This window comes from Aliarcobacter butzleri (assembly GCF_900187115.1).
GTDB classification, from domain to species: Bacteria; Campylobacterota; Campylobacteria; order Campylobacterales; family Arcobacteraceae; genus Aliarcobacter; species Aliarcobacter butzleri.
Genome location: NZ_LT906455.1, coordinates 1464178 through 1486728 on the forward strand (window position 1 = coordinate 1464178; position 22551 = coordinate 1486728).

21 protein-coding genes are annotated in these 22551 nt (G+C 28.4%); 9 read left to right on the top strand and 12 right to left on the bottom strand.

Translation table 11 applies throughout. The annotated features are described in order from the left end of the window. Positions 1 to 38: 38 nt before the first annotated feature. Entirely contained in the window at positions 39 to 1655 is a 1617-nt protein-coding gene (locus CKV87_RS07285; RefSeq protein ID WP_012013108.1) for a cation:proton antiporter, read from the bottom strand. Positions 1656 to 1772: 117 nt separating this feature from the next. Here CKV87_RS07285 and CKV87_RS07290 point away from each other — a divergent pair, with 117 nt between their 5' ends. The 4 genes from CKV87_RS07290 to CKV87_RS07305 all read left to right on the top strand — a co-directional run bounded on the left by CKV87_RS07290 (position 1773) and on the right by CKV87_RS07305 (position 4982). After that, the gene (locus tag CKV87_RS07290; protein WP_012013109.1) at positions 1773 to 2078 is read left to right on the top strand and encodes a DUF6172 family protein; all 306 of its coding nucleotides are present in this window, start codon (positions 1773 to 1775) and stop codon (positions 2076 to 2078) included. A 73-nt stretch (positions 2079 to 2151) separates the two neighbouring features. Next, positions 2152 to 3414, top strand: a complete 1263-nt coding sequence (locus CKV87_RS07295) for a serine hydroxymethyltransferase (RefSeq protein ID WP_012013110.1) — start codon at positions 2152 to 2154, stop codon at positions 3412 to 3414. A 26-nt stretch (positions 3415 to 3440) separates the two neighbouring features. Beyond that, positions 3441 to 4268 (top strand): bifunctional helix-turn-helix domain-containing protein/methylated-DNA--[protein]-cysteine S-methyltransferase, encoded by an 828-nt coding sequence (locus CKV87_RS07300; RefSeq protein ID WP_012013111.1) that lies wholly within the window; start codon positions 3441 to 3443, stop codon positions 4266 to 4268. Continuing rightward, positions 4269 to 4982, top strand: coding sequence for an endonuclease III domain-containing protein (locus CKV87_RS07305; RefSeq protein WP_012013112.1), 714 nt, complete (start codon positions 4269 to 4271; stop codon positions 4980 to 4982). Here the strand turns inward: CKV87_RS07305 and CKV87_RS07310 are convergent. From CKV87_RS07310 to CKV87_RS07325, 4 genes are all read right to left on the bottom strand, one after another. After that, positions 4962 to 5441, bottom strand: a complete 480-nt coding sequence (locus tag CKV87_RS07310) for a ribonuclease HI (protein ID WP_012013113.1) — start codon at positions 5439 to 5441, stop codon at positions 4962 to 4964. The genes CKV87_RS07305 and CKV87_RS07310 overlap by 21 nt on opposite strands. A 36-nt stretch (positions 5442 to 5477) precedes the next feature. Next, positions 5478 to 5771 carry a hypothetical protein gene (locus CKV87_RS07315; RefSeq protein ID WP_012013114.1) on the bottom strand — a complete coding sequence of 98 codons (294 nt, stop codon included), beginning with the start codon at positions 5769 to 5771 and terminating at the stop codon, positions 5478 to 5480. After that, positions 5768 to 5974: an addiction module protein gene (locus CKV87_RS07320; protein WP_012013115.1), complete on the bottom strand. Its 207-nt coding sequence runs from the start codon at positions 5972 to 5974 to the stop codon at positions 5768 to 5770. The genes CKV87_RS07315 and CKV87_RS07320 overlap by 4 nt, the downstream gene beginning before the upstream one ends. Before the next feature lie 106 nt (positions 5975 to 6080). Then, positions 6081 to 6554, bottom strand: a complete 474-nt coding sequence (locus CKV87_RS07325; RefSeq protein ID WP_012013116.1) for a pyridoxamine 5'-phosphate oxidase family protein — start codon at positions 6552 to 6554, stop codon at positions 6081 to 6083. Between the two features lie 179 nt (positions 6555 to 6733). Between CKV87_RS07325 and CKV87_RS07330 the strand changes: the two genes are divergently transcribed. Next, positions 6734 to 7903, top strand: coding sequence for a benzoate/H(+) symporter BenE family transporter (locus CKV87_RS07330; protein ID WP_012013117.1), 1170 nt, complete (start codon positions 6734 to 6736; stop codon positions 7901 to 7903). A gap of 41 nt (positions 7904 to 7944) precedes the next feature. Here the strand turns inward: CKV87_RS07330 and CKV87_RS07335 are convergent, their stop codons facing one another. The 4 genes from CKV87_RS07335 to CKV87_RS07350 all read right to left on the bottom strand — a co-directional run bounded on the left by CKV87_RS07335 (position 7945) and on the right by CKV87_RS07350 (position 11503). Further along, complete coding sequence (locus tag CKV87_RS07335; protein WP_012013118.1) at positions 7945 to 9117, bottom strand: aspartate aminotransferase family protein; 1173 nt, start codon at positions 9115 to 9117, stop codon at positions 7945 to 7947. A 12-nt stretch (positions 9118 to 9129) separates the two neighbouring features. After that, positions 9130 to 9831 (bottom strand): MOSC domain-containing protein, encoded by a 702-nt coding sequence (locus CKV87_RS07340; RefSeq protein ID WP_012013119.1) that lies wholly within the window; start codon positions 9829 to 9831, stop codon positions 9130 to 9132. An 80-nt stretch (positions 9832 to 9911) separates the two neighbouring features. Beyond that, a complete protein-coding gene (lipA, locus tag CKV87_RS07345) occupies positions 9912 to 10787 on the bottom strand; it encodes a lipoyl synthase (RefSeq protein WP_004509699.1) in 876 nt (291 codons plus the stop codon). Positions 10788 to 10798: 11 nt separating this feature from the next. Next, a complete protein-coding gene (locus CKV87_RS07350) occupies positions 10799 to 11503 on the bottom strand; it encodes a lipoate--protein ligase family protein (RefSeq protein ID WP_012013120.1) in 705 nt (234 codons plus the stop codon). A gap of 157 nt (positions 11504 to 11660) precedes the next feature. On the opposite strand from CKV87_RS07350, the gene aceE reads away from it, so the two are divergent. From aceE to CKV87_RS07370, 4 genes are all read left to right on the top strand, one after another. Continuing rightward, positions 11661 to 14333, top strand: coding sequence for a pyruvate dehydrogenase (acetyl-transferring), homodimeric type (gene aceE, locus CKV87_RS07355; RefSeq protein WP_012013121.1), 2673 nt, complete (start codon positions 11661 to 11663; stop codon positions 14331 to 14333). A 10-nt stretch (positions 14334 to 14343) separates the two neighbouring features. Beyond that, complete coding sequence (locus CKV87_RS07360; protein ID WP_012013122.1) at positions 14344 to 15999, top strand: dihydrolipoyllysine-residue acetyltransferase; 1656 nt, start codon at positions 14344 to 14346, stop codon at positions 15997 to 15999. Positions 16000 to 16008: 9 nt separating this feature from the next. After that, positions 16009 to 17442, top strand: a complete 1434-nt coding sequence (gene lpdA, locus CKV87_RS07365; RefSeq protein WP_012013123.1) for a dihydrolipoyl dehydrogenase — start codon at positions 16009 to 16011, stop codon at positions 17440 to 17442. A 101-nt stretch (positions 17443 to 17543) separates the two neighbouring features. Beyond that, a complete protein-coding gene (locus CKV87_RS07370; RefSeq protein WP_012013124.1) occupies positions 17544 to 18209 on the top strand; it encodes a type 1 glutamine amidotransferase in 666 nt (221 codons plus the stop codon). 110 nt (positions 18210 to 18319) lie between these two features. Here the strand turns inward: CKV87_RS07370 and CKV87_RS07375 are convergent, their stop codons facing one another. From CKV87_RS07375 to blaOXA, 3 genes are all read right to left on the bottom strand, one after another. Next, a complete protein-coding gene (locus CKV87_RS07375; protein WP_012013125.1) occupies positions 18320 to 20659 on the bottom strand; it encodes a TonB-dependent siderophore receptor in 2340 nt (779 codons plus the stop codon). Between the two features lie 269 nt (positions 20660 to 20928). Then, on the bottom strand, positions 20929 to 21777 hold the full coding sequence (locus tag CKV87_RS07380) for an aldose 1-epimerase family protein (RefSeq protein ID WP_012013126.1): 849 nt from the start codon (positions 21775 to 21777) through the stop codon (positions 20929 to 20931). Then, entirely contained in the window at positions 21774 to 22535 is a 762-nt protein-coding gene (gene blaOXA / locus CKV87_RS07385; RefSeq protein ID WP_012013127.1) for a class D beta-lactamase, read from the bottom strand. Before blaOXA ends, CKV87_RS07380 begins: the two co-directional genes overlap by 4 nt. Positions 22536 to 22551: the final 16 nt, after the last annotated feature.

A 22551-nucleotide genomic window follows, 5' to 3' on the forward strand; every position in this document is an offset into this window, starting at 1 on the left:
AGCCCTATTTTATAGAGAGTTTTAAAAGATTCTAAATTTTACTTCTTACAATTTTCATAATCTATTGCTGCTTCTTCAACCAACAATCGCCCTACTTCAGTGTGAGCATGAACAAATCTTTTTATATTCAAATCTTTTAATTGAAGTTTTTCTTCCACTGATTCAATTTTTAATAAAATACTAGCTTCTTTATGAAAATTCAAAACAGCTTCACAAATCAATCTTTTTTTAGGAGTATCACTAACTGTTACAATAACACTAGAAGCTTCATCTACTTTTAAAGATTCTAAAACTTGTCGTTTATTTAAGTGACCAAAATATGAACGATAACCTAGTTTTCTAGCTGTCAAAACTTGTCTTAAGTCGTTTGTAATAATTACAAAAGGAATATTTCTTTGCGTTAAATCCATAGCTATTACTTTTCCTAAGATTGAAAATCCACAAACTACAACGTGATTTTTATCTTTTAGAGGTGTAATATTATCTGATTCAAAATAGTCTTCAGCTATAAATGCTGATAATTTATAGATATTATTTACGATAAATGGCGTTAAAATCATAGATAAAACTGAAATCAACATCAAAAAGTCTGCTGTTTGAGCAGGTATTATATTTTTGCTTGAAGCAAGTGTAAATATAACGAAAGAAAACTCTCCAACTTGACAAAGAGAAATTGCAGTTTTTACAGAGATACTCTTATCTGATTTTCTTCTAATTATCACATAAACAACTAAAGCTTTTATTATCATAATTCCTACAAAAATAGCCAAAATTAAATGTAAATTATGGAAAAAATACAAAATATCTATTTTTGAACCAACACTGAAAAAGAAAGTACCTAAAAGTAAATCTTTAAAACTTGCTATTTCTGATTCAACTTTTATACTAAAATCTGTATCAGCAATTATCATTCCTGCAATAAATGCACCTAAAGAGTAAGTAAAACCTAACTCTTCAGCTAAAAGTGAAGCACCAACCACAATAGATAAAACTGCTCCTAAAAATATCTCATCCATACTACTATTTGAAGCAAATTTTAAAAGCCAATTTATAACTTTTTTACCAATTACAAACATATATAAAATAATCAAAATAGCAGAAATCAAAGTCTTTGTAATAACTTCTTCTATTGCTAAAGTATCATTTGATAAAAAAGAGATTAAAAGTAAAATTGGAATTACAGCTAAATCTTGAAATATCAAAATTGCTGTTGCTTTTTCCCCATAAGGTGTGTGAATATCTTTTGATTGTTTTAAATATGTTAAAACAATAGCAGTTGAAGATAAAGAAAATGCTAAAGCTACAATTACTGCAACTTCAACTTCTAACTCGAAGATATAATATCCAACTAAATAAATTAATATAGCACTAATAGAAACTTGTAAAAAACCATTTAATAAAAGTATTTCTTTCATTCTTTTGATTTTATCAACACTTATTTCAAGCCCAATAGTAAACATCAAAAACACTATTCCAAATTCTGCAATAGCTTCTAAAGAATGAATATTTACTCCATTAAAATGAAACCAATAACTAATTAAAGTCCCAGTTAAAATATATCCAATTATTTGTGAAATCCCAAATCTTTTAAAGATAATATTTAGAACCGTAGAAACAAAAATGGCAAGAAATAGTGTGATTAAAAAATGATCCATTGTGTTGTGCTTTCATTGAAATTGGGCGATTATATCAAATTTTTTCTTAGTTATTTTATTTTGCTTAAAATTTTGACATTTACTTTCTGCTATAATTCCAGCCATAAAGGATAAATTATGAAAAAAACATTTCAATTAAAAGTTACAAACAAAAATGTAGCAAGACAAGTAGATTCAATCAAGAATGAAGTTAGAAAATACATAAAAAGAGAAAAAAGCAAAAAACTTCCAGAAGAGTTTAATATTTGGAAATTTAATTGCAAATTTGGAAAGACTTTAGAAGAAGCAAAAGAGATAGCATTTACAGATATTATTAAATCTATTGATTTTGCAGCAGCTCAAGATTTTGATAGTTTCTATTTAGAAATCATAGCTTTTGCTGATGTAAAACCAGTAAAAAATAATGAAGAGAATGAAGAATAAAAAAATAGCAATTTTTGGATTGTATTCTCTTAGTGGTTTAAGTTAATATTCTAAAAATAAAAAGGAGAAAGAGATGAGATATATAACAGAAGCGAAGTTAAAAGAGGCAGATGTAGAAGTATATAATATCATAGAAGAGGAGTTGAAAAGACAAACAACTCACTTAGAGATGATAGCAAGTGAGAATTTCACATCTCCAGCAGTAATGGAAGCAATGGGAAGTGTATTTACAAATAAATATGCAGAAGGTTATCCATATAAAAGATATTATGGAGGATGTGAACAAGCAGATAAAGTAGAACAATTAGCAATTGATAGAGCTTGTGAAATATTTGGATGTAAATATGCAAATGTTCAACCACACTCAGGAAGCCAAGCAAATGGAGCAGTATATGCAGCATTAATAAAAGCTGGTGATAAAATCTTAGGTATGGATTTATCTCATGGTGGACATTTAACTCATGGTTCTAAACCATCATTCTCTGGACAAAATTATCAAGCATTCTATTATGGAGTTGAACTTGATGGAAGAATTAATTATGATAAAGTTGAAGAAATAGCAAAAATAGTTCAACCAAAAATAATCGTTTGTGGTGCTTCTGCATACGCAAGAGAAATTGATTTTAAAAGATTTAGAGAAATAGCTGATTTAGTTGGAGCTATTTTATTTGCAGATATTGCACATATTGCAGGTCTTGTAGCAGCTAATGAACATCCAAGTCCATTTCCTCATTCACATATAGTTACAACTACTACTCATAAGACTTTAAGAGGTCCAAGAGGTGGTATGATAATGACAAATGATGAAGATATTGCTAAAAAAATAAACTCAGCTATTTTCCCAGGACTTCAAGGTGGACCATTAGTTCATGTAATAGCAGCAAAAGCAGTAGCATTTAAAGAGATACTTGATCCAAAATGGAAAGATTATGCAAAACAAGTAAAAGCAAATGCAAAAGTGTTAGGAGAAGTTCTAACAAAAAGAGGATATGATATAGTAAGTGGTGGAACAGATAATCACTTAGTATTAGTAAGTTTTTTAAATAAACCATTTTCAGGGAAAGATGCAGATGCAGCTTTAGGAAACGCAGGGATAACTGTAAATAAGAATACAGTACCAGGAGAAACAAGAAGTCCATTTATAACATCAGGGATTAGAATAGGATCTCCAGCATTAACAGCAAGAGGGATGAAAGAAAAAGAGTTTGAATTAATAGCAAACAAAATATGTGATGTATTAGATGACATAAATAACACTAGTTTACAAGCTAAAATTAGCAAAGAGTTAGAGGAATTATCTAGCAATTTTGTTATTTACAACAACGGTACATACTAAATAAATACAAGATTAGGAGTATTTACATGACAACATTGGATACAACTTATAAACAAATAGAAAAAGCTATAAGATTTATTGATGAAAATTTCAAAGAACATCCATCAATCGATGAAATAGCAAAAAATATAGGTATGAGTAAATACCATTTTATAAGAGTATTCAAAGAGTATGTAGGTGTTACTCCTCAGCAGTTTTTACACTGCGTTACTTTAAACTATGCAAAAGAGCATATAAAAGAGTCCAAATCCATTCTTGATAGTAGTTTGGATATTGGACTATCTAGCACTAGCCGACTTCATGAACTTTTTGTAAACTTAATAGGTGTTACTCCAAAAGAGTGGAGAGAAAAAGGAAAAGATGTTCAAATAACTTATGGTTTTGGGCAAACTCCTTTTGGTGAAGCTTTGATAGGATTTACTGATAAAGGTATTTGTTATTTAGGATTTATTGATAATAATAAAAAAGAGATTTTCCAAAGATTTAATGAACTATGGGAAAATGCTAATTTAGTTTTTGATGAGAAATTAGCAAATGAGTATTTAGAAAATATCTTTATAAAAAATAAAAAATATCCTTTATTAGTAAAAGGTACTAACTTACAAATAAATGTTTGGAAAGCACTTTTAAATCTACCAAATGGAATAGTTGCAACATATAGTGATATTGCCAATTATCTTGACAAACCAAAAGCTGTAAGAGCAGTTGCAAGTGCAATAGGACAAAATCATATAGGTTATTTAATTCCTTGTCATAGAGTTATTGCAAAAAGTGGAGCAATGAGTGGTTATAGATGGGGCATTGAAAGAAAAAAAATATTAATAGCATACGAATCAGTAAGAGAAAATAACTAAATGAATAAAGTTTTTGCAATATATCAAAAACTTTATCAAACTTATGGTGCTCAAGGTTGGTGGCCTTTTATAAACTATGAAGGTAAAAATAGTGAAAAAAAAGGAAACAATGATGGTTATCATATCTTAGATTATAATTTTCCAAGAGATGAAAATGAAGTTTTTGAAGTATGTTTAGGCTCAATTTTGACTCAAAATACAACTTTTACTTCTGTTGTAAAATCTTTAAATAACTTAAATGAAATAGATTGCCTAAACCATAAAAAAATCAAAAACTTACCAATAGAAAAACTAAAAGAACTTATAAGACCATCAGGATATAACAATCAAAAAGCAAACTATATTTTAAATTTTATAGAGTTTTTTGAAAAACTAAATGGCAAAATTCCAACAAGAGAAGAACTTTTAGCTATAAAAGGAATAGGATTTGAAACTGCTGATTCTATACTACTTTATGCTTATAATCAACCAGAACTTAAAGTCGATGCTTATACTAAAAGATTATTAGTACACAATAAACTCTTAGATGAAAAAGCAAAATACAATGATATAAAATATTTTATGGAAGATGAACTAAAAAAAGTAATTTTTGATGAAAAACAGTTAGTCATAACTTATCAAGAATATCATGCTTTGATAGTAAATCACTCAAAATTTTACTACTCAAAACAACCTTATGGAAATGGTTGTTTTTTAAATGAAGTTCTTTCTTAAAACACTTCTTGAAGCTTTATCTACTAAATTAAAAATAGTATCTAATTCATCTTTTAGACTATTTTTTTTGTGTCCTTTTATCTTTATAAAATCAATATTTAACTTTTCTATCTTTTTAAAAAATAGTTTATATAACTCATAATTGTTTATAGTTTTTCCAGTTGAACTTTTGTAATCATTTGCTTCAAGTTTTTCTTTTCTATTTTGTAAACCTACAATATTTTGACAATCAGTATAAACTTCTATTTTAGTATCAGCTAACATCTCAATCTCATCTAAAGCCCAAAGTAAGGATTGAAGTTCTAACTTTGTAGAACTAGTATCATCAAATCTTTTTATTTTTATATTTTTTTTTAAATCATCAATTGATAAATCATCAAAAACTTCTAAAAAAGCGCCAAACCCTACTTTTGCTTGTGGATTTACACTTGAATCAACAAATAGTTTTATTTTTTTCATATTTTAATTTCGTGTAATATATTCATCAATCATAATTTAATTTTCTAATCTTTGATTTAAAAAAATTGGATTTTGTCTACAATCTAAAACTGCATAAATATAAATGAAATTTTGATCAAATTTGTAATAAATAGCAAATGGAAATCGCTTTGAAAGTAGTCTAAAGTAATTTCTTACTCTAAAATGAATTCCATAATAAATATATAAGGATTCAATATCAGACATAATAGAATCCAGAAAATATTTACCTAGATTTTCCTTTTGTTTTTCATAAAAGAATATTGCCTTCGCAATATCATTTTGAGCTTCTGTTAATATTTTTATATTCATTTAAGAAGTTTTTTTAAAGTTTTTTTTGATTCTTCAAGATCGATAAAATCAGTCTGAATTTCTCTTTTTTCTAAAATATCTAAGTGCCAATTTGGTGTAAATTCTCTTAAATCTTGGTCATTTAAACTATCCCAAATCTCTTCCATAACTAAAAACTTTTCTTGTGTATTCATATTTTTTATATCAAAAGAAAAAGGCGACATAACTATCCTTTTTTTCAAATTTTATTTTATTCTATAATATAAGATTAGCAATGTCAATTAAAATCTATAAATTTACAACTAAAAGAGGTTTCTCTCTTTTAGCTCTTTATTTATAATATCTTCCTACACAATTTAAAATATCAATTCTTATCACAGCAGTTCCTTTTATCATCTTTTCTGGTAATTCTTTACCAACAAAATGAGGAGTAAATTTTGCTACTATTTGACTTAAAGCTTGATATTTTTCATCAAATTCACTAACTAAAGAAGCTTTACCTTCTACAATAACACTATTAAATTCAGTATTCACATCACAAGGATTTTCGACTCCTTCATAAAGTAAACCTATCATTTCATCGACTTCAAAACAAACATTTGAATTGAACTTTATATTATCTATTTTTTTACCTTTTGGAAGACCGTGCATATATATTTTATTATCAAAATATGCAAAATGCATAGGTAAAACATAAGGAAATCCATCTTCGCTAATAGTTCCTAATCTTCCAACCTCAGCTTTTAAAAGCAATTCATCTATTTGCTCATTTGTCAATAAATGTGTTTTTGTTCGATGTCGCATTTCTATCTCCTTTTTTAGTAAAAATCATCTTAAGTATAAAGGAAAATAGTATATTTCACAATCCAAAAATTGCTAATTCTAGGGATTCTTAACAAAATTAAATATTAGCAATAAACAGATTGTAAAACCTATTTAATACACTTATACTTTCATAACATTTTTTAATTAAGGAGTATAAAATGAACAGTAAAATATCAGCTATTCCTCCAATAATTGCTGGGTTAATCTCAGTTATTGTTAATTACGGTGGAACTTTTATTTTAATATTTCAAGCAGCACAAATGGCAGGTCTTAGTCCTGAACAAACTGCTTCTTGGGTTTGGTCTATTTCTATTGGTGTTGGAATTACTGGAATAATGTTAAGTTGGTACACAAAAGAACCAATAATTACAGCTTGGAGTACACCTGCTGCTGCATTTTTAATAACTGCTCTTGTAACAGTTTCATATTCTGAAGCAATTGGAGCGTATATACTTTCTGCAGTTGCATTTGTCATTCTAGGACTTACTGGTTATTTTGAAAAATTAATTCGTTTAATCCCTTCAGGAATTGCTTCTGGATTATTGGCTGGAATATTGTTACAATTTGGTATTTCTGCTTTTTTAAATATGACAATTAACCCTATTTTAGCAATTTCACTATTTTTTATATATCTTATTACAAAGAGGTTTTCTCCAAGATATGCTATTGTTAGTGTTTTAATATTTGGATTTATTTTTTTATTACTACAATCACAAATTGATTTTTCTACTATTGAACTAAAACTAGCTTATCCTATATTTACAGAACCTACTTTTTCACTCAATGCAATACTTAGTGTTGCTCTACCACTATTTTTGATTACTTTAACAGGACAATATATGCCAGGATTGCTAATACTTAAAAACGATGGTTTCAAAACTGGTGCTAAACCTATTTTAGCAATTACTGGATTGGGTTCAATTTTAATGGCACCTTTTGGTTCACATGCTTTCAATTTATCGGCTATAACTTCTGCAATTTGTACTGGTAAAGAATCTCATGAAGATCCATCAAAAAGATGGATTGCTGGTGTTGCAGCAGGAATATTTTATATTTTGGTTGGTGTTTTTGGAGTTACACTTGCAGCTTTATTTGCTGCTTTTCCTGCTGTATTTATTAGTACTCTTGCTGGACTTGCACTATTAAGTACTATTGCAGGAAGCCTTGCAAATGCAATGAATGATGTTGACACTAGAGAAGCCGCTATTATTACTTTTATAGCAACAGCAGCAAATATAAATTTATTTGGAATTGGTGGAGCATTTTGGGGTCTTGTTTTAGGTTTACTTTCTTATTTTATTTTAAATAAGAAGTTTAAAAAAGATTAAAGATTTTTATTCCCAAGTTTATCTTGGGAATAAAATATCTCTTATTTATTAATAAATTCTATAAGAACTTCTTCAAATCTTTTAAAACCTTCTTTTATCTCTTTTTTTGAAATAATTATTGGTGGTAAAAATCTGATGATATTTTTTCCTGATTTTAAAACTAAAACACCATTTTTAAGTGCAAGATTTACTATATTACTTAAATCATTTTCATTTTTTAAAACAAGACCTTGCATAAATCCCCAACCATTTTTTTGTAAAAAGATATTTGGATATTTATCTGTAAAATATTGTAAACAACTGTTAAAATATTTTATATTTTCGCTAAGTTTTCCACTATTTGAATATTTTTCTAAAATCTTTAGAACTTTATTACAAACTGTTGTTGAAAGATGATTCCCACCAAAAGTTGAACCGTGATCACCAAAAGTAAAAATATCTTTCAAACTTGTCATCATAACACCTATTGGAATACCACTTGCTAAGCCTTTTGCTAAAGTTACAATATCAGGTTTTATTCCAAAATATTGAGAAATCAGAAAATTCCCACTTCTATAAACTCCTGTTTGAACTTCATCTATTATCAAAAGTAACTTCTTCTCTTTTAAAATTCTTTCAAGTCTTTGTACTTGAAAAATATCTTGCATAAAAATACCACCCTCACCTTGAATCAACTCTAACATAACACCAACTGTTGTATCATCAATCATTGAAATAGCTTCATTTATATCATTTGCATAAACAAATCCATCGGGATATGGAGCAAAATACTTATGTTTATCTTCTTGTGCTGTTGCTTTTAAAGTTGCTATTGTTCTTCCATGAAAAGAGTTTTTTATAGTAATAATCTTATATTTAGGTGTTTTAAATGTCACATTTCCATATTTTCTAGCAAGTTTTATAGCAGTTTCATTTGCTTCTGCTCCACTATTACAAAAAAAACATTGCATATCATAAGTACTTAATTCTACTATTTTTTTTGCACACTCTTCTTGCGGTTTTATTCGATATATATTTGAAGTATGCAAAACTTTTTTTGCTTGTTTTTCTATTGTTTTTACTACTTTTTTATTTGCATAACCTAAACTATTTACTCCAACTCCTGAAGCAAAATCTATATAATCTTTTTTATTCTCATCAAATAATACAGATTTTTTACCTTTTATAAATGCAATATCTAATCGATTATATAAAGGTAATATATATTTATTCATAATTTTCCTTTTTTATGTATGATAAAAGCTAAATTGATTATCTTCATCTCCTAACTCATATCTTTTTGTTAAAGAGTTTTTAAATTGATGCCCCAAATCTTCACAAGCTAATGCTTCTTTTGTGAGATTTATATCAATTTTTGGCTCAACAATAATTTGATTTAATTTTTCAATAGTTAAATTAGGGTTTGTCCTCTCCTCTAAAATAACCTCATCATTTTGTGAAATTTGTCCCTCTTTTAAAACTTTTGCATAAAATCCAGTCAAACCTGTTTCAAAAATAAATTTCGTCATATTGTTTTTTAAAGTATTTGCACTAAGTTTCCAACAAGGTTGCCTTGGTTGTGTTATTTGTACTTTTGCTTGACCAATTTTTAAGATATCTCCAACACAAATATCTTTTTCACAAATCTTATCAAGTATTAAGTTTTCTCCAAAAAACGCCATATTTGTCATATCAAAACTATTATCAAAAGAAGAACTTATTTTTTCATAAGTTATACTTGAAAATAAAAATAACGCTTTATTAACTCCACCATGATGGACTAAATCTGCTTGAAAATCATCAGCAAATCCAGTTTTTGTTAAATAAGCTTTTGAAACTGGATATTTTTTGATACCTGAAATTAACTCTTGCCTTTTTTGGTTTTCAAGTTTTGTTACAGTTACATTTCCAACTTTTACATATAATACATTTGATATTCTTGTAGCCATTTTCTATACTCCAATTTTATATATTAAAAGTATAGAAAAATGAAAGAGTTTTTACAATCTGTTAATTGCTAATTTTAAAGTTAAAGTGCAGATGCCATATTTAAATAATGGTGTGCCATATAAGAACTTCTTGCATATGGACTTGCTTTTACAAATTCAAAACCTAAATCATAAGCTAGTTTTTCATATCTTGCAAATTGTTCAGGTTTTACAAACTCTATAACTTTTTCATAATCTCCACTAGGAGCAAGATATTGACCAATACTTAAAAACTTACAACCAACAGCCAATAAATCTTTAAATACTTGTACCATTTCTTCTTCTGTTTCACCAAGTCCTACCATTAAAGCACTTTTTGTTTTAACTTTATCACCACCAAGCTCTTTTAATCTTTTTAAAACTTCTAAAGACCTTTCATAAGTTCCATTTCTTCTAATTCTATATAAACTTGGAACTGTTTCTACATTATGTCCTATGATTGTAGCTCCTGAAGCTATAACTCTTTTAAGACTCTCAACTTTACCTTTAAAATCAGGAATTAATATCTCAACTTTTGTTTGAGGAGATTTTTCTAAAATATCTTGCGTTACTCTAAAAAACTGTTCTGCTCCACCATCAGGTAAGTCATCCCTTGCTGGACTTGTAATAACTACAAATTTAAGTCCAAGTTTTAAAACAGAAGTTGTAACTTTTTGAATTTCACTTAAATCAACTTCTGTTGGTTTTCCTGTTGTTACATTACAATATGTACACCTTCTTGTACAGATATTTCCTAAAATCAAAAATGTTGCATTTTTATTTGCAAAACACTCACTTATATTTGGACATTTTGCCTCTTGACAAATAGTATGAAGTCCACCTACATCTTTTAATAAATTTTCCATCTCTACTTGTGTATGTGGAGTTAGTTTTTTTCTTAACCATTCTGGTTTTTTAAATGTTATCTCTTTAGTCATTTTTATACCTTTTATAATTCATTATATATATTTAATTCATTTTCATTTAATTGTGATTCTAAAAGTTGTGCATTAAAAGTTTTCTCAAATGCCTCTTTTAGTTTATTTATTGCTTCATCAAAATCTAAATTTATAGAAAAATCTTCTAAACTAGCACCATATTTTTCATCATTTTTTATACTTTTTATTGGAATTGAACCATGTTGGAAAATCACATTTTTTGCCCTTTTTTGTGCATTCCCACCAATTTTTCTTCCGTTTACTATTATATCATAAGCTTCAAACCCTACTTGACAAAATGGACTTTTACTCAAAACTATACTTTCAATATCTTTTGCAAAAGAAGCTTTTAGTCCCAAATTACTATAAAATTCAAGTATAAATGAACAGATTAACTCATAAGTTTCTTTTACACTTCTATTATCTATAAAACTTGAAGGAAGTATTAAAGAGTATGAAATATCATGTCCATGAAATAAAACTCCACCACCAGTAATTCTTTTTGAAAAATTGTTTTTATACTCTTTTAATAGATTTCCATAATCACTTGGATTCTGACCTGCACCAAAAGTAACACTTTTTTGCCACGAATAAAGCCGTAATATTGGTAAACTTCCATTTTCAAAAGCTTTAAATAACGCTTTATCTATATTAGTGTTATCGTTTGAGCTAAGATTCTGTGATATAATCAATCTGAATTTATTGTTGAAAATCATTTTGGCCTTAACTTATATTTTGATTTATATATTTATATAATATTTTTATTTAAGAAATATTTAAAAAAATACCAAACATATAAGTTAATTATAATTTAAAATTAATTAAAATTGTTAAATTAATTTTAAGAATTAAGAATTATTTCAAAGGAGATTTATGTCATTGTTAAATTTAGAAGATATTAATCCATTAGAGACTCAAGAATGGATGGAAGCTTTAGAAGCAATTATTGAAGAAGAAGGAGTTGAAAGAGCTCACTTTTTATTAGAAAAATTAATTGATAAATCAAGAAGAAGTGGCGCACATTTACCATATAGTGCAACAACAGCTTATATTAATACTATTCCAACTAGCGAAGAGCCTAAAATGCCAGCTGATATGGATTTAGAAAGAAAAATAAGATCAATTATTAGATGGAATGCTCAAATTATGGTACAAAGAGCTTCAAACAAACACTTAGAACTTGGTGGTCACATTGCATCATTTCAATCATCTGCAACACTTTATGATGTTGCATTTAATCATTTTTTTAGAGCACCAAATGAAAAAGACGGTGGAGATTTAATATTCTTCCAAGGACATATTTCTCCAGGTATATATGCAAGAAGTTTTTTAGAAGGAAGATTTACAGAAGAACAAATGGATAACTTCAGACAAGAAGCTTTTAATGATGGATTATCTTCATACCCTCACCCAAAATTAATGCCTTCTTATTGGCAATTCCCAACTGTTTCAATGGGACTTGGACCATTACAAGCAATCTATCAAGCAAGATTTTTAAAATACCTTACAAATAGAGGAATAAAAGATTGTAGTGCACAAAAAGTATATTGTTTTATGGGAGATGGTGAGTGTGATGAGCCTGAATCACTTGGAGCTATTGGAATGGCGGCACGTGAAGGTTTAGATAACTTAATCTTTGTTATAAATTGTAACTTACAAAGACTAGATGGTCCAGTAAGAGGAAATGGAAAAATTATTCAAGAACTTGAAGGTGAATTTAGAGGAGCTGGATGGGAAGTTCTAAAAGTTATCTGGGGTGGACTATGGGATAGTTTACTTGAAAAAGATACATCTGGAAAACTTCTTGAATTAATGGAGCAAACGGTTGATGGTGAATACCAAAACTTTAAACAAAAAGGTGGAGCATATACAAGAGAAAACTTCTTTAATAAATTCCCTGAAACTGCAAAATTAGTTGAAAACTTAAGTGACAACGATATTTGGAAATTAAATAGAGGTGGACATGATCCTGTTAAAGTTTATGCTGCATTTAAAAGAGCAACAGAAACTAAAGGAAGACCAACTGTAATCTTAGCAAAAACTGTAAAAGGTTATGGAATGGGAAGTGCTGCTGAGGGTATGAATATCGCTCACCAAGTAAAAAAAGTAGATGTAAATCATCTAAAAGCATTTAGAGATAGATTTGATTTACCAATTAGTGACGAAGCAGTTGAATCATATTCATATTATAAACCAGATGAAAACTCACCAGAAGTTAAATATTTAAAAGAAAAAAGAGCAGCTCTTGGTGGATTTGTACCACAAAGATTAGAGAAATTTACTAATAAATTAGAAATTCCTGCTTTAAGTGATTTTGAAAGTATTCTTGCAGGTAGTGGTGATAGAGAAATTTCTACAACTATGGCATTTGTAAGAGTTTTAAATGTTTTATTAAAAGATAAAAATATTGGTAAAAATATCGTTCCAATAGTACCTGATGAAGCTAGAACTTTCGGTATGGAAGGTATGTTTAGACAATTTGGAATTTATTCAAGTGCTGGACAAAAATATATCCCACAAGATAAAGATCAAGTTGCATTCTATAAAGAAGATATCAAAGGTCAAGTTTTACAAGAAGGAATCAATGAATTAGGAGCTATGAGTTCATGGATGGCAGCAGCTACTTCATACTCAGTAAATGATTATCCTATGATTCCATTTTATATCTTCTACTCAATGTTTGGATTCCAAAGAACTGGAGACTTATGTTGGGCAGCAGGTGATCAAAAAGCAAGAGGATTCTTAGTTGGAGGAACAAGTGGTAGAACAACATTAAATGGTGAAGGTTTACAACACGAAGATGGACACTCTCACATTTTAGCAAATACAGTACCAAATTGTATTACATATGATCCAACTTATGGTTATGAAGTTGCAGTTATCGTAAAAGATGGTGTTGAAAGAATGTATGGTGAAAAACAAGAAGATGTCTTCTACTATATTACTACGTTAAATCAAAACTATGTACAACCAGCAATGCCAGAAGGTGCAGAAGAAGGAATCATCAAAGGTATTTATAAAGTAAAAACTTTTGAAGCAAAAAATGATTTCAAAGTTAAACTTTTAGGTTCAGGTTCTATCTTCCAAGAAGCAATCAGAGCAGCAGAAATTTTATCAAGCGAATATGATATTAAAATAGATATTTATTCAGTTACTTCATACAATGAATTAACAAGAGAAGCACAAGATATTGAAAGAGAAAATCTTTTAAATTTAGATAAAGAAGCAAAAATTCCTTATATAGAAAAAGTTTTAGGAAGCAATAATGATAATATTGTTATTAGTGCAACAGATTATATGAAATCATATTCTGAACAACTAAGACCTTATGTAAAAGGAAGTTTCAAAGCTTTAGGAACTGATGGATTTGGAAGAAGTGATAGTAGAGCAAATTTAAGAAAATTCTTTGAAGTTGATACAAACTTTATCGTTTACACAACTTTAGCAGAACTTGCAAGAAATGGTAAACTAGATAAAAAAGTTGCTCTTGAAGCTATGAAAAAATATGAAATTGATTCAAATAGAATCAATCCAAGAAACGCATAAGGAGTAAAAAATGGCAAAAGTTTATGATATTTTTATTCCTGATTTAGGTGCTGATAAAGATGTTGACTTAATCGATATTATGGTTAAAGTTGGAGATAAAGTAGAAGTTGAAGATGGACTTATAACTTTAGAAACAGAAAAAGCTTCTATGGATGTTCCTACAACTCATGCTGGAATTATCAAAGAAATTTTAGTAAAAGTTGGTGACAAAGCAAATAGTGGTGATTTAATCGCTAGAGTTGAAGCACAAGATGACTCAAGTGCTGATGAACCAAAAGTTGAAGTTGCAACACCTGCAAAAGTTGAAGAACCAAAAGAAGAAGTTGTTGCTGTTCAAACTCCAACACAATTTGTAAAAGAACAAACTATAAAATCTGTTGTTGAAGAAGTAAGAGTACCTGATTTAGGAGCAGAAAAAGATGTTGATTTAATCGATGTTATGATTCATGTTGGTGATGTTATAGTAAAAGACTATAGTATTATCACACTTGAAACAGAAAAAGCTTCTATGGATGTTCCTGCACCATTTGGTGGAGAAGTTATTGAAATTTTTGTAGAAAAAGGACAAAAAATCAATAGTGGAGATTTAATAGCAAAAGTTATAAAAAGTGTTGTTATTGAAGATAAAGTTCCAACTCCTACATTTGCTGCAAATACAACTCCTACAAAAGTAGAAAAAGTAGCAAGTTCTACTCCTACAATCCAAGAAGTAGCAGCTATTAGCATTGAAAAAGAAGATAGTAAAGTTTTATCTAAAAAAGCTACTAAAGTTTATGCTTCACCAAGTGTAAGAAAAATAGCAAGAGAATTTGGTGTTGATTTAGGATTTGTAAAAGGAAGTGGTGAAAAAGGAAGAATCTTAAAAGATGATATTAAAGCTTATGTAAAAGAGCAGTTAAATAAACCTGCTACTGCTTCAAATATTGGTTTTGGATTTAACTTACCTGAATCAAAAGAGATAGACTTTTCTGTATTTGGTAACGTTGAAAGAGTTGAACTAAGTCGTGTTCAAAAAGTTTCTGGACCATTTTTACATAAAAACTATTTATCTATGCCTCACGTTACACAATTTGATGAAGCTGATATTACAGAACTTGAAGAGTTTAGAAAAGCACAAAATAATATCGCTAAAGATTTCAAACTATCTCCTTTAGTATTTATTATAAAAGCTGTTCAAAAAGCTTTACAAATTCATCCAAAATTCAACTCAAGTTTAAGTAGTGATGGACAAGAGTTAATTATGAAAAAATACTTTAATATTGGAGTTGCTGTTGATACACCAAATGGTTTATTAGTTCCAGTAATTAAAGATGTTGATAAAAAAGGTTTCAAAGATATTGCTATTGAATTAGCTGAACTTTCAAAAAAAGCAAGAGATGGAAAATTAACAAGTGCAGATATGAGTGGTGGATGCTTCACTATTTCAAGCCTTGGTGGAATTGGTGGAACATACTTCACGCCAATTATAAATGCTCCAGAAGTTGCAATTTTAGGTGTTTCAAAATCTTCTATTAAACCTGTATTTGATGGTAAAGAATTTAAGCCAAAATTAATTTTACCTCTAAGTTTATCTTATGATCACAAAGTAATTGATGGTGCAGATGGTGCTAGATTTACTACTACTTTATCACAACTTTTAAGTGATATTAGATTACTAAGCTTATAAGGAGTTATTATGAACGAAATAAAAACTCAAGTTTTAGTAATCGGAGCAGGTCCTGGAGGTTATTCAGCTGCTTTTAGATGTGCGGATTTAGGACTAGAAACAACTATAGTTGAGAGATACTCAACTTTAGGTGGAGTTTGTTTAAATGTTGGTTGTATTCCATCAAAAGCTTTACTTCATGTTGCAAAAGTTATTGAAGAAGCAAAACATATAGAAAAAGCTGGTATCTTTTATGAAGAGCCAAAAATTGATATAAAAAAAGTTGCTGAATACAAAAGTGGAGTTGTAAAAAAACTTACTGGTGGATTAGATGCAATGGCTAAAATGAGAAAAGTAAACCATGTACAAGGTTATGCAACATTTTTAGATGAACATAGTGTTGAAGTTGCTCTTACAAACAGTGATGAAAAAACAAAAATCACTTTTGAGTATTGTATTATTGCAGCTGGTAGCCAAAGTTCTAAAATGTCATTTATTCCACATGAAGACCCAAGAATTTGGGATTCAACAGATGCACTTGAAGTAAAAGAAGTACCAAAAAAACTTCTTATTCTTGGTGGTGGAATTATCGGACTTGAAATGGGTACAGTTTACTCAACTTTAGGAAGTCAAGTTGATGTTGCGATTCGAGGAGAGCAACTTATGACTGGAACTGATGCCGATATAATCAAACTTTATACAAAAGCAAATAGTAACAGATTTAATATCATGACAAAAACTCAAACTCAAAGTATTATTCCTAAAAATGAAGGAATTTATGTAGAGTTTAAAGGTGAAAACGCACCAAAAGAAGGTATTTTATATGATGCTGTTTTAGTTGCTCTTGGAAGAAGTGCAAATGGAAATAAACTTGGACTTGAAAATACAAATGTAGAAGTAAATGAACAAGGATTAATCAAAGTTGATAATCAACTACGAACAAAAGTAAATCATATTTTTGCTATTGGAGATATCATCGGTCAACCAATGCTTGCACACAAAGCTGTACATGAAGGTCATGTAGCTGCTGAAGTTATTGCAGGTCATAAAGTATTCTTTGAACCAAAACAAATTCCATCTATTGCATATACATTCCCTGAAATTGCATGGGCTGGTATGACTGAAACTGAAGCTAAAAAAGCTAGTATCAACTATGAAGTTTCAACTTTCCCTTGGAGTGCAAGTGGTAGAGCATTAGCAAGTGATGTTTCTTCTACAGGTATGACAAAACTAATTTTTGATAAAGATACACATCAATTAATTGGTGGAGCACTTGTAGGGGAAAATGCTGGAGAACTTCTTGGAGAAATCTCTTTAGCCCTTGAAATGGATTGTGATGCAGAAGATATAGCTCTTACAATTCACGCTCACCCTACACTTCACGAGTCTATTGGTATGGCTGCTGAGATTTTCGATGGAACAATCACAGATTTACCAAACGCAAAAGCTGTAAAGAGAAAATAATTTCTCTTTACAAATTTTAAAATCTATCTTTTTTATACAGAAATCTACCCTAGTTTTATTTTATTTATTGCTAAAATAAGAAAAAACAAAGGATAAATCTCATGACTATTTGGCAAAACGTACCTTTTGAAGATGAAGCAGCGATAAAAGAATGGGCAAATAAAAATAATATAAAATATAGTGTTATAAAATGTTATGAAAATGAGCCTTTATATGCTGATGATTTACTTATAGTTTTGGGTGGTTCTATGAGCGCTTATGATGATATTGATTTTATAAAAAAAGAAATAGAGTTTTTGGAAAATCATATTAAAGAAGGTAAAAAAGTTTTTGGTATTTGTTTAGGTGCACAACTTATTGCAAAAGCTTTGAAAGCAGAAGTTTATTCTTCAAAAACTAGAGAAATTGGCTGGAGAGAAATCGAGGTTTTCCCTCATATTTTGACATCAAATCTAAAACCAAAACAGATGGTATTTCACTGGCATGGTGATACTTTTGACTTACCAAAAAATACAATAAGACTTGCTTCAAATGATGCTTTTATAAATCAAGCCTTTGCTACAAAAAATGGTTTTGTAGTAGGAACACAATTTCACTTTGAGACAAATGGAGGCTCTTTAAAATCTATACTAAAAGAAGATTCTGAGTATCTTAACTTTGATTCACCATATATTCAAAATATTGAAGAGATAAAAGAAGGTAAAAAATATATAAAAGAGACAAATAGAGCTTTATTTGATTTGCTTGATGTTTGGAAAAATCTATAAAATATAGATTTATTCCAATCTATTTTACATTAACTATTATATTTTAAATAAATCATATTTGAAATTCAATTGAAGTTAAGTTTATAAAGAGAGAAAACTCTCTTTATAAGTTAAAAATCATATTTCATAGTAAGTGTAAAGTTTCTTGGATCACCATAAGAAACTTGGTTATAAAAACCTATATTTGTATAATATTTTTCATCAAATATATTATTAACATTTAATTGAACTGATAAATCTTTATCAATTTTATATTTAGCCATAGCATTTACTAAAACATATGATTCTTGCTCAACTCCATTTTCATAAGTTTTTTCTCTCCAATTTGCTCCAGCACCTAAACTAAATTTATCCCAACTATATTTTGAAAAGACATTAAAAGTTTTTCTAGGAAAAGAAGTGTTTATTTTATTATCATCAGCATCTTTTGCTTCAAATTGAGAATATCCAACGCCTAAATTCCAGTTATCAGTAATTTCTCCATTTATATCAATTTCAAATCCTTTACTAGTAGTTCCTTCAGCTTCTATACTTGCTTGAGTTGTAGTTCCTGGAATCATCGCACCACTTGGATCAGTTTGAGCTAATTTATCTTGTTCTATTCTAAAAACTGAAAAACTTGCATTTAATTTATCTTCAAAAAATGCTGCTTTTATCCCTGCTTCATAATTTTTACCCTCAATTGGATTAAGATATTTTCCATTTTTGTCTCTCTCACTTTGAGGGTTAAAAATATCAGTATAACTTGTAAAAATTGTATAGTTATCATCGATGTTATAAACTAAACCTGCATAAGGTGTTAAGATATTATTATGTTCATAGTTTTGTTTTTCACCATAATTAAATGCATCTCTTTCCCAATTAGTTATTCTACTTCCACCAATAAATTTTAAACTATCAGTTAAAGAAATTTTTCCAACTAGATAACCTGCTGTTTGTTTTGTATTTGTATCTACCACTTGAAAAGATTTTCCCCATTTTGGTTCACTTGTTCCTTTATATGTATAAAAGTTATCTATACTTGAATTAAAGCTCCCAGCAATACTTGGAGTATTATAAGCTTCCAAATCTTGCTCGCTATACATAACTCCAGCAACTATTTCATGGTCCAATTTATTCACTTGAAGAGGAATAGAAGTATAAATATCAACATTATGTTGCTTTTGGAAATTTTCATATCCTTGAACAGCCGCCGCACTTAATCCACTTCCCGTATTTTTATCCAAACTTCCACTAACATAAGAAAGTTTTGAATCTCCGTAATTATCAGAATATGAATATGCTCCATACAATTTTATATCATTATCAAAATAATGTTCAACATTTGTAAAATAGTTTTTATTTTCAGAAGACCAATATGTCCAATCTGAAGCAGTTGATTTTGATCTATCCCAATTTGTAGATGTTCCATCACTAAACTTTGAAGGTAATCCACCCCACATACTTCCTTTTGGGTCATTTTTTTGATAGCTAGTTCCTAAAGAAACTCTTGTATTATCTGTTATATCAGCATCAACAACTCCATATAGAACTGTTTTTTTATTTTCATAATAATCTATAAATGATTTTTTTTCTTCATAACTTGTTGCAATTCTAGCTCTAACATTTCCTTTTTCATCAAGTGGCGTTTGAACGTCTAAAGTACCTTTATATTTATCCCAAGATCCACCTTGTAAAGAAATATCTCCTTTAAATTCTTTTGAATTTGCATGTTTTCTTACCAAATTTATAGCTGCACTTGGATTTCCAGCTCCTGTTAATAATCCTGTTGATCCTCTAACAATTTCAACTCTGTCATATATAGTTAAATCTTGTGAAGTTTCACCTGTCATAAATCCACTTTGATAAGTTGTTGTTACTCCATCAATTTGATAATTATTAATTCCAAATCCTCTAGCAGAATAGCTATTTCTTTCACTATCCATATTATTAGAACTAAGTCCTGTAACACTATTAACTACATCAGTAATATCTTGTAAACCCATATCTTCTATTTGTTGTCGAGTAACAACACTCACTGATTGTGGCGTTTCACGAATAGATAAATCCAATTTTGTTGCAGTATTCATACTTCCCGTTGTATAAGAATTTGAGTTTTCTGTTGTACTTCCTAAATAACTATCATTAACAGAAATTGGCTCTAAAACCGTACCTTGTCCTATTGCTTTTTCTCTTATTAAGATTGTTCCATCTTCTATAGTTGCTTTTAGATTTGTATCTTTTAATATCTCATTTAGAGCATTTTCTACACCTTCTACATTATTTATATTTGGTGCTTTCTTTCCATCAAGTAATTTACCATCTACCATATATGGCATATTTGATTTTTTACTTATCTCTTCTATTGCTTGTTTTAAAGATAAGTTTGAAATTGAAAATTGTTCTGCATTTAAACTTGTATTTAAAAGTATTGCTAATACTGGAGCAACAAGTATTGATTTCCTTTTCATTTTTATTCTCCTTATTTATTATAAGAACAATTATTAAAATTGTTTCCTTTTACAATAAGACGTTTGAGATTAAAAAATCAGACACTTTTTTATAAGGAATTTTGAATTTTATTAAAATTTTTTCACAAAGCACCATTTTATAGTACTTTTAAAAAAGATAAATTTTATGAGATTTTTTAAAGAATTATTTGAAATTTTAATTTTTTCACTTATAAATAGCTTAATATATGAATTTTAAGTTTTGATTAAGGGATTATTTTTGAGAGTTTTTATACTTCTATTGTATAAAAGCAAAAAAACTCTTCTTCTTTTTCTAAAGATAATATTCCTTTTTTATCCTCTATTTTTTGATTTGCATTTTCTTCATCAGCAATTCCAAACCAAGGTTCAATACAAACAAAAGGAGCATCATTTGGTTTTGACCAAATACCTAAATAAGGGAAATTATCAAATTTTATTTTTACCCTACTTTTATTTTCTATGTTTTTTAAAGTAATTTGTTTGATATTAGAGTCATTAAAAACTAAAGCATCTTCTTTAAATAAATCTTTATCTAAATACAACTTACTATTTTCAAGGTTCAAATCTTGATTTTTATAAATCAAACCTTTCTCATCTAAAAAGTATCTTTTTGTAGTTTTTATATTTTCAAACTCCAAAAAATCACCAACTTGAGTATTAAAAGCAGGATGAGCACCTATTGAAAAGTACATCTTTTCATCACTTTTGTTTTTTACTTTATATGAAACTATCAAACTATTTTTATCTAGTTTATAACAAATATTTAACTCAAAAAAGAAAGGATAAAACTCCAAACTTTTTTCATCACTTTTTAGTCTAAACTCTATAAAATCAGCTTCATTTTGCACAATTTCAAACTCTTTATCTCTGGCAATTCCATGTTGAGAAAGAGAATATTTTTTATTTTTATAAAAATAACTATCTTCTTTTAGTCTTCCAACTATTGGGAAAAGAACAGGAGAGTGTCTAGCCCAATATTTACTATTTGCTTGCCAAATATACTCGAAGTTTTCATCACATTTTTTTAGACTATTTAGTTCTGCTCCAAAAGATTTTATTTGTGCTTTTATAAAACTATTTTTTATTTCATAGTTCAATCTATAATACCTTTTGTTTTTAAAGCTTCTAAAGTTAAAGCTTTTCTTTTTGCTAAATCTTCTTTTGTTTTTGTGTCGATATTTAAAGCAAAAAACCAAACATCATTTTTTGTTTCAACATAACCAACATACCAACCATATTTTCCTTCCCAACCTGTTTTTGCTCTAACTACATAATTTTCGCTTTTTTCATCAATCATCAACTCTTTTAGAAGATTTATATCTTCTTCTTTAAAAGCTAAATTGTTTGCTTGTAATTGTTTTAAAAATCTTATCTCTTCAAAAGCTGTAATTCTCAAACTCTCATCCAACCAAAAATCAGTTACATCTTTGCCTATTGTTTTATTCCCATAATTAAGCTCTTTTAGATACTTTTTATATTTTTCAACTCCAATTTTTGAAGCGAACTCTTTATAACACCAAACACAAGAACTTTTAAAAGCTGATTGTAAAGTTTGGTCTTTATTCCAAGCATCAAACTCTCTTACTTTTTTATCCCAAACTATTATAGAATCTTTGTTTACAACACCTTCATTTAAAGCTATCAAAGTATTTGGTATTTTAAATGTTGAAGCAGGAGAAAACGATGTATTTGCTCGCTTTTCATTATAAATATCTACTTTTTTTGTATTTAAAGACTCTAGTACTAAAGTTCCTTCAACTTGGTATTTTTTAAATAAATTTTCAAGTTCCACATCATTTGCGAATAAATTTATTGAAAAAATTAAAATAAAAATTAGTTTTATTTTTTTATTCATTTTATATTTCCTTATT

Coding starts and splice junctions, on each gene's coding strand:
- CKV87_RS07285 (WP_012013108.1), bottom strand. CDS start 1,655: ATGGATCATTTTTTAATCACACTATTTCTTGCCATTTTTGTTTCTACG.
- CKV87_RS07290 (WP_012013109.1), top strand. CDS start 1,773: ATGAAAAAAACATTTCAATTAAAAGTTACAAACAAAAATGTAGCAAGA.
- CKV87_RS07295 (WP_012013110.1), top strand. CDS start 2,152: ATGAGATATATAACAGAAGCGAAGTTAAAAGAGGCAGATGTAGAAGTA.
- CKV87_RS07300 (WP_012013111.1), top strand. CDS start 3,441: ATGACAACATTGGATACAACTTATAAACAAATAGAAAAAGCTATAAGA.
- CKV87_RS07305 (WP_012013112.1), top strand. CDS start 4,269: ATGAATAAAGTTTTTGCAATATATCAAAAACTTTATCAAACTTATGGT.
- CKV87_RS07310 (WP_012013113.1), bottom strand. CDS start 5,441: ATGAAAAAAATAAAACTATTTGTTGATTCAAGTGTAAATCCACAAGCA.
- CKV87_RS07315 (WP_012013114.1), bottom strand. CDS start 5,771: ATGAATATAAAAATATTAACAGAAGCTCAAAATGATATTGCGAAGGCA.
- CKV87_RS07320 (WP_012013115.1), bottom strand. CDS start 5,974: ATGTCGCCTTTTTCTTTTGATATAAAAAATATGAATACACAAGAAAAG.
- CKV87_RS07325 (WP_012013116.1), bottom strand. CDS start 6,554: ATGCGACATCGAACAAAAACACATTTATTGACAAATGAGCAAATAGAT.
- CKV87_RS07330 (WP_012013117.1), top strand. CDS start 6,734: ATGAACAGTAAAATATCAGCTATTCCTCCAATAATTGCTGGGTTAATC.
- CKV87_RS07335 (WP_012013118.1), bottom strand. CDS start 9,117: ATGAATAAATATATATTACCTTTATATAATCGATTAGATATTGCATTT.
- CKV87_RS07340 (WP_012013119.1), bottom strand. CDS start 9,831: ATGGCTACAAGAATATCAAATGTATTATATGTAAAAGTTGGAAATGTA.
- lipA (WP_004509699.1), bottom strand. CDS start 10,787: ATGACTAAAGAGATAACATTTAAAAAACCAGAATGGTTAAGAAAAAAA.
- CKV87_RS07350 (WP_012013120.1), bottom strand. CDS start 11,503: ATGATTTTCAACAATAAATTCAGATTGATTATATCACAGAATCTTAGC.
- aceE (WP_012013121.1), top strand. CDS start 11,661: ATGTCATTGTTAAATTTAGAAGATATTAATCCATTAGAGACTCAAGAA.
- CKV87_RS07360 (WP_012013122.1), top strand. CDS start 14,344: ATGGCAAAAGTTTATGATATTTTTATTCCTGATTTAGGTGCTGATAAA.
- lpdA (WP_012013123.1), top strand. CDS start 16,009: ATGAACGAAATAAAAACTCAAGTTTTAGTAATCGGAGCAGGTCCTGGA.
- CKV87_RS07370 (WP_012013124.1), top strand. CDS start 17,544: ATGACTATTTGGCAAAACGTACCTTTTGAAGATGAAGCAGCGATAAAA.
- CKV87_RS07375 (WP_012013125.1), bottom strand. CDS start 20,659: ATGAAAAGGAAATCAATACTTGTTGCTCCAGTATTAGCAATACTTTTA.
- blaOXA (WP_012013127.1), bottom strand. CDS start 22,535: ATGAATAAAAAAATAAAACTAATTTTTATTTTAATTTTTTCAATAAAT.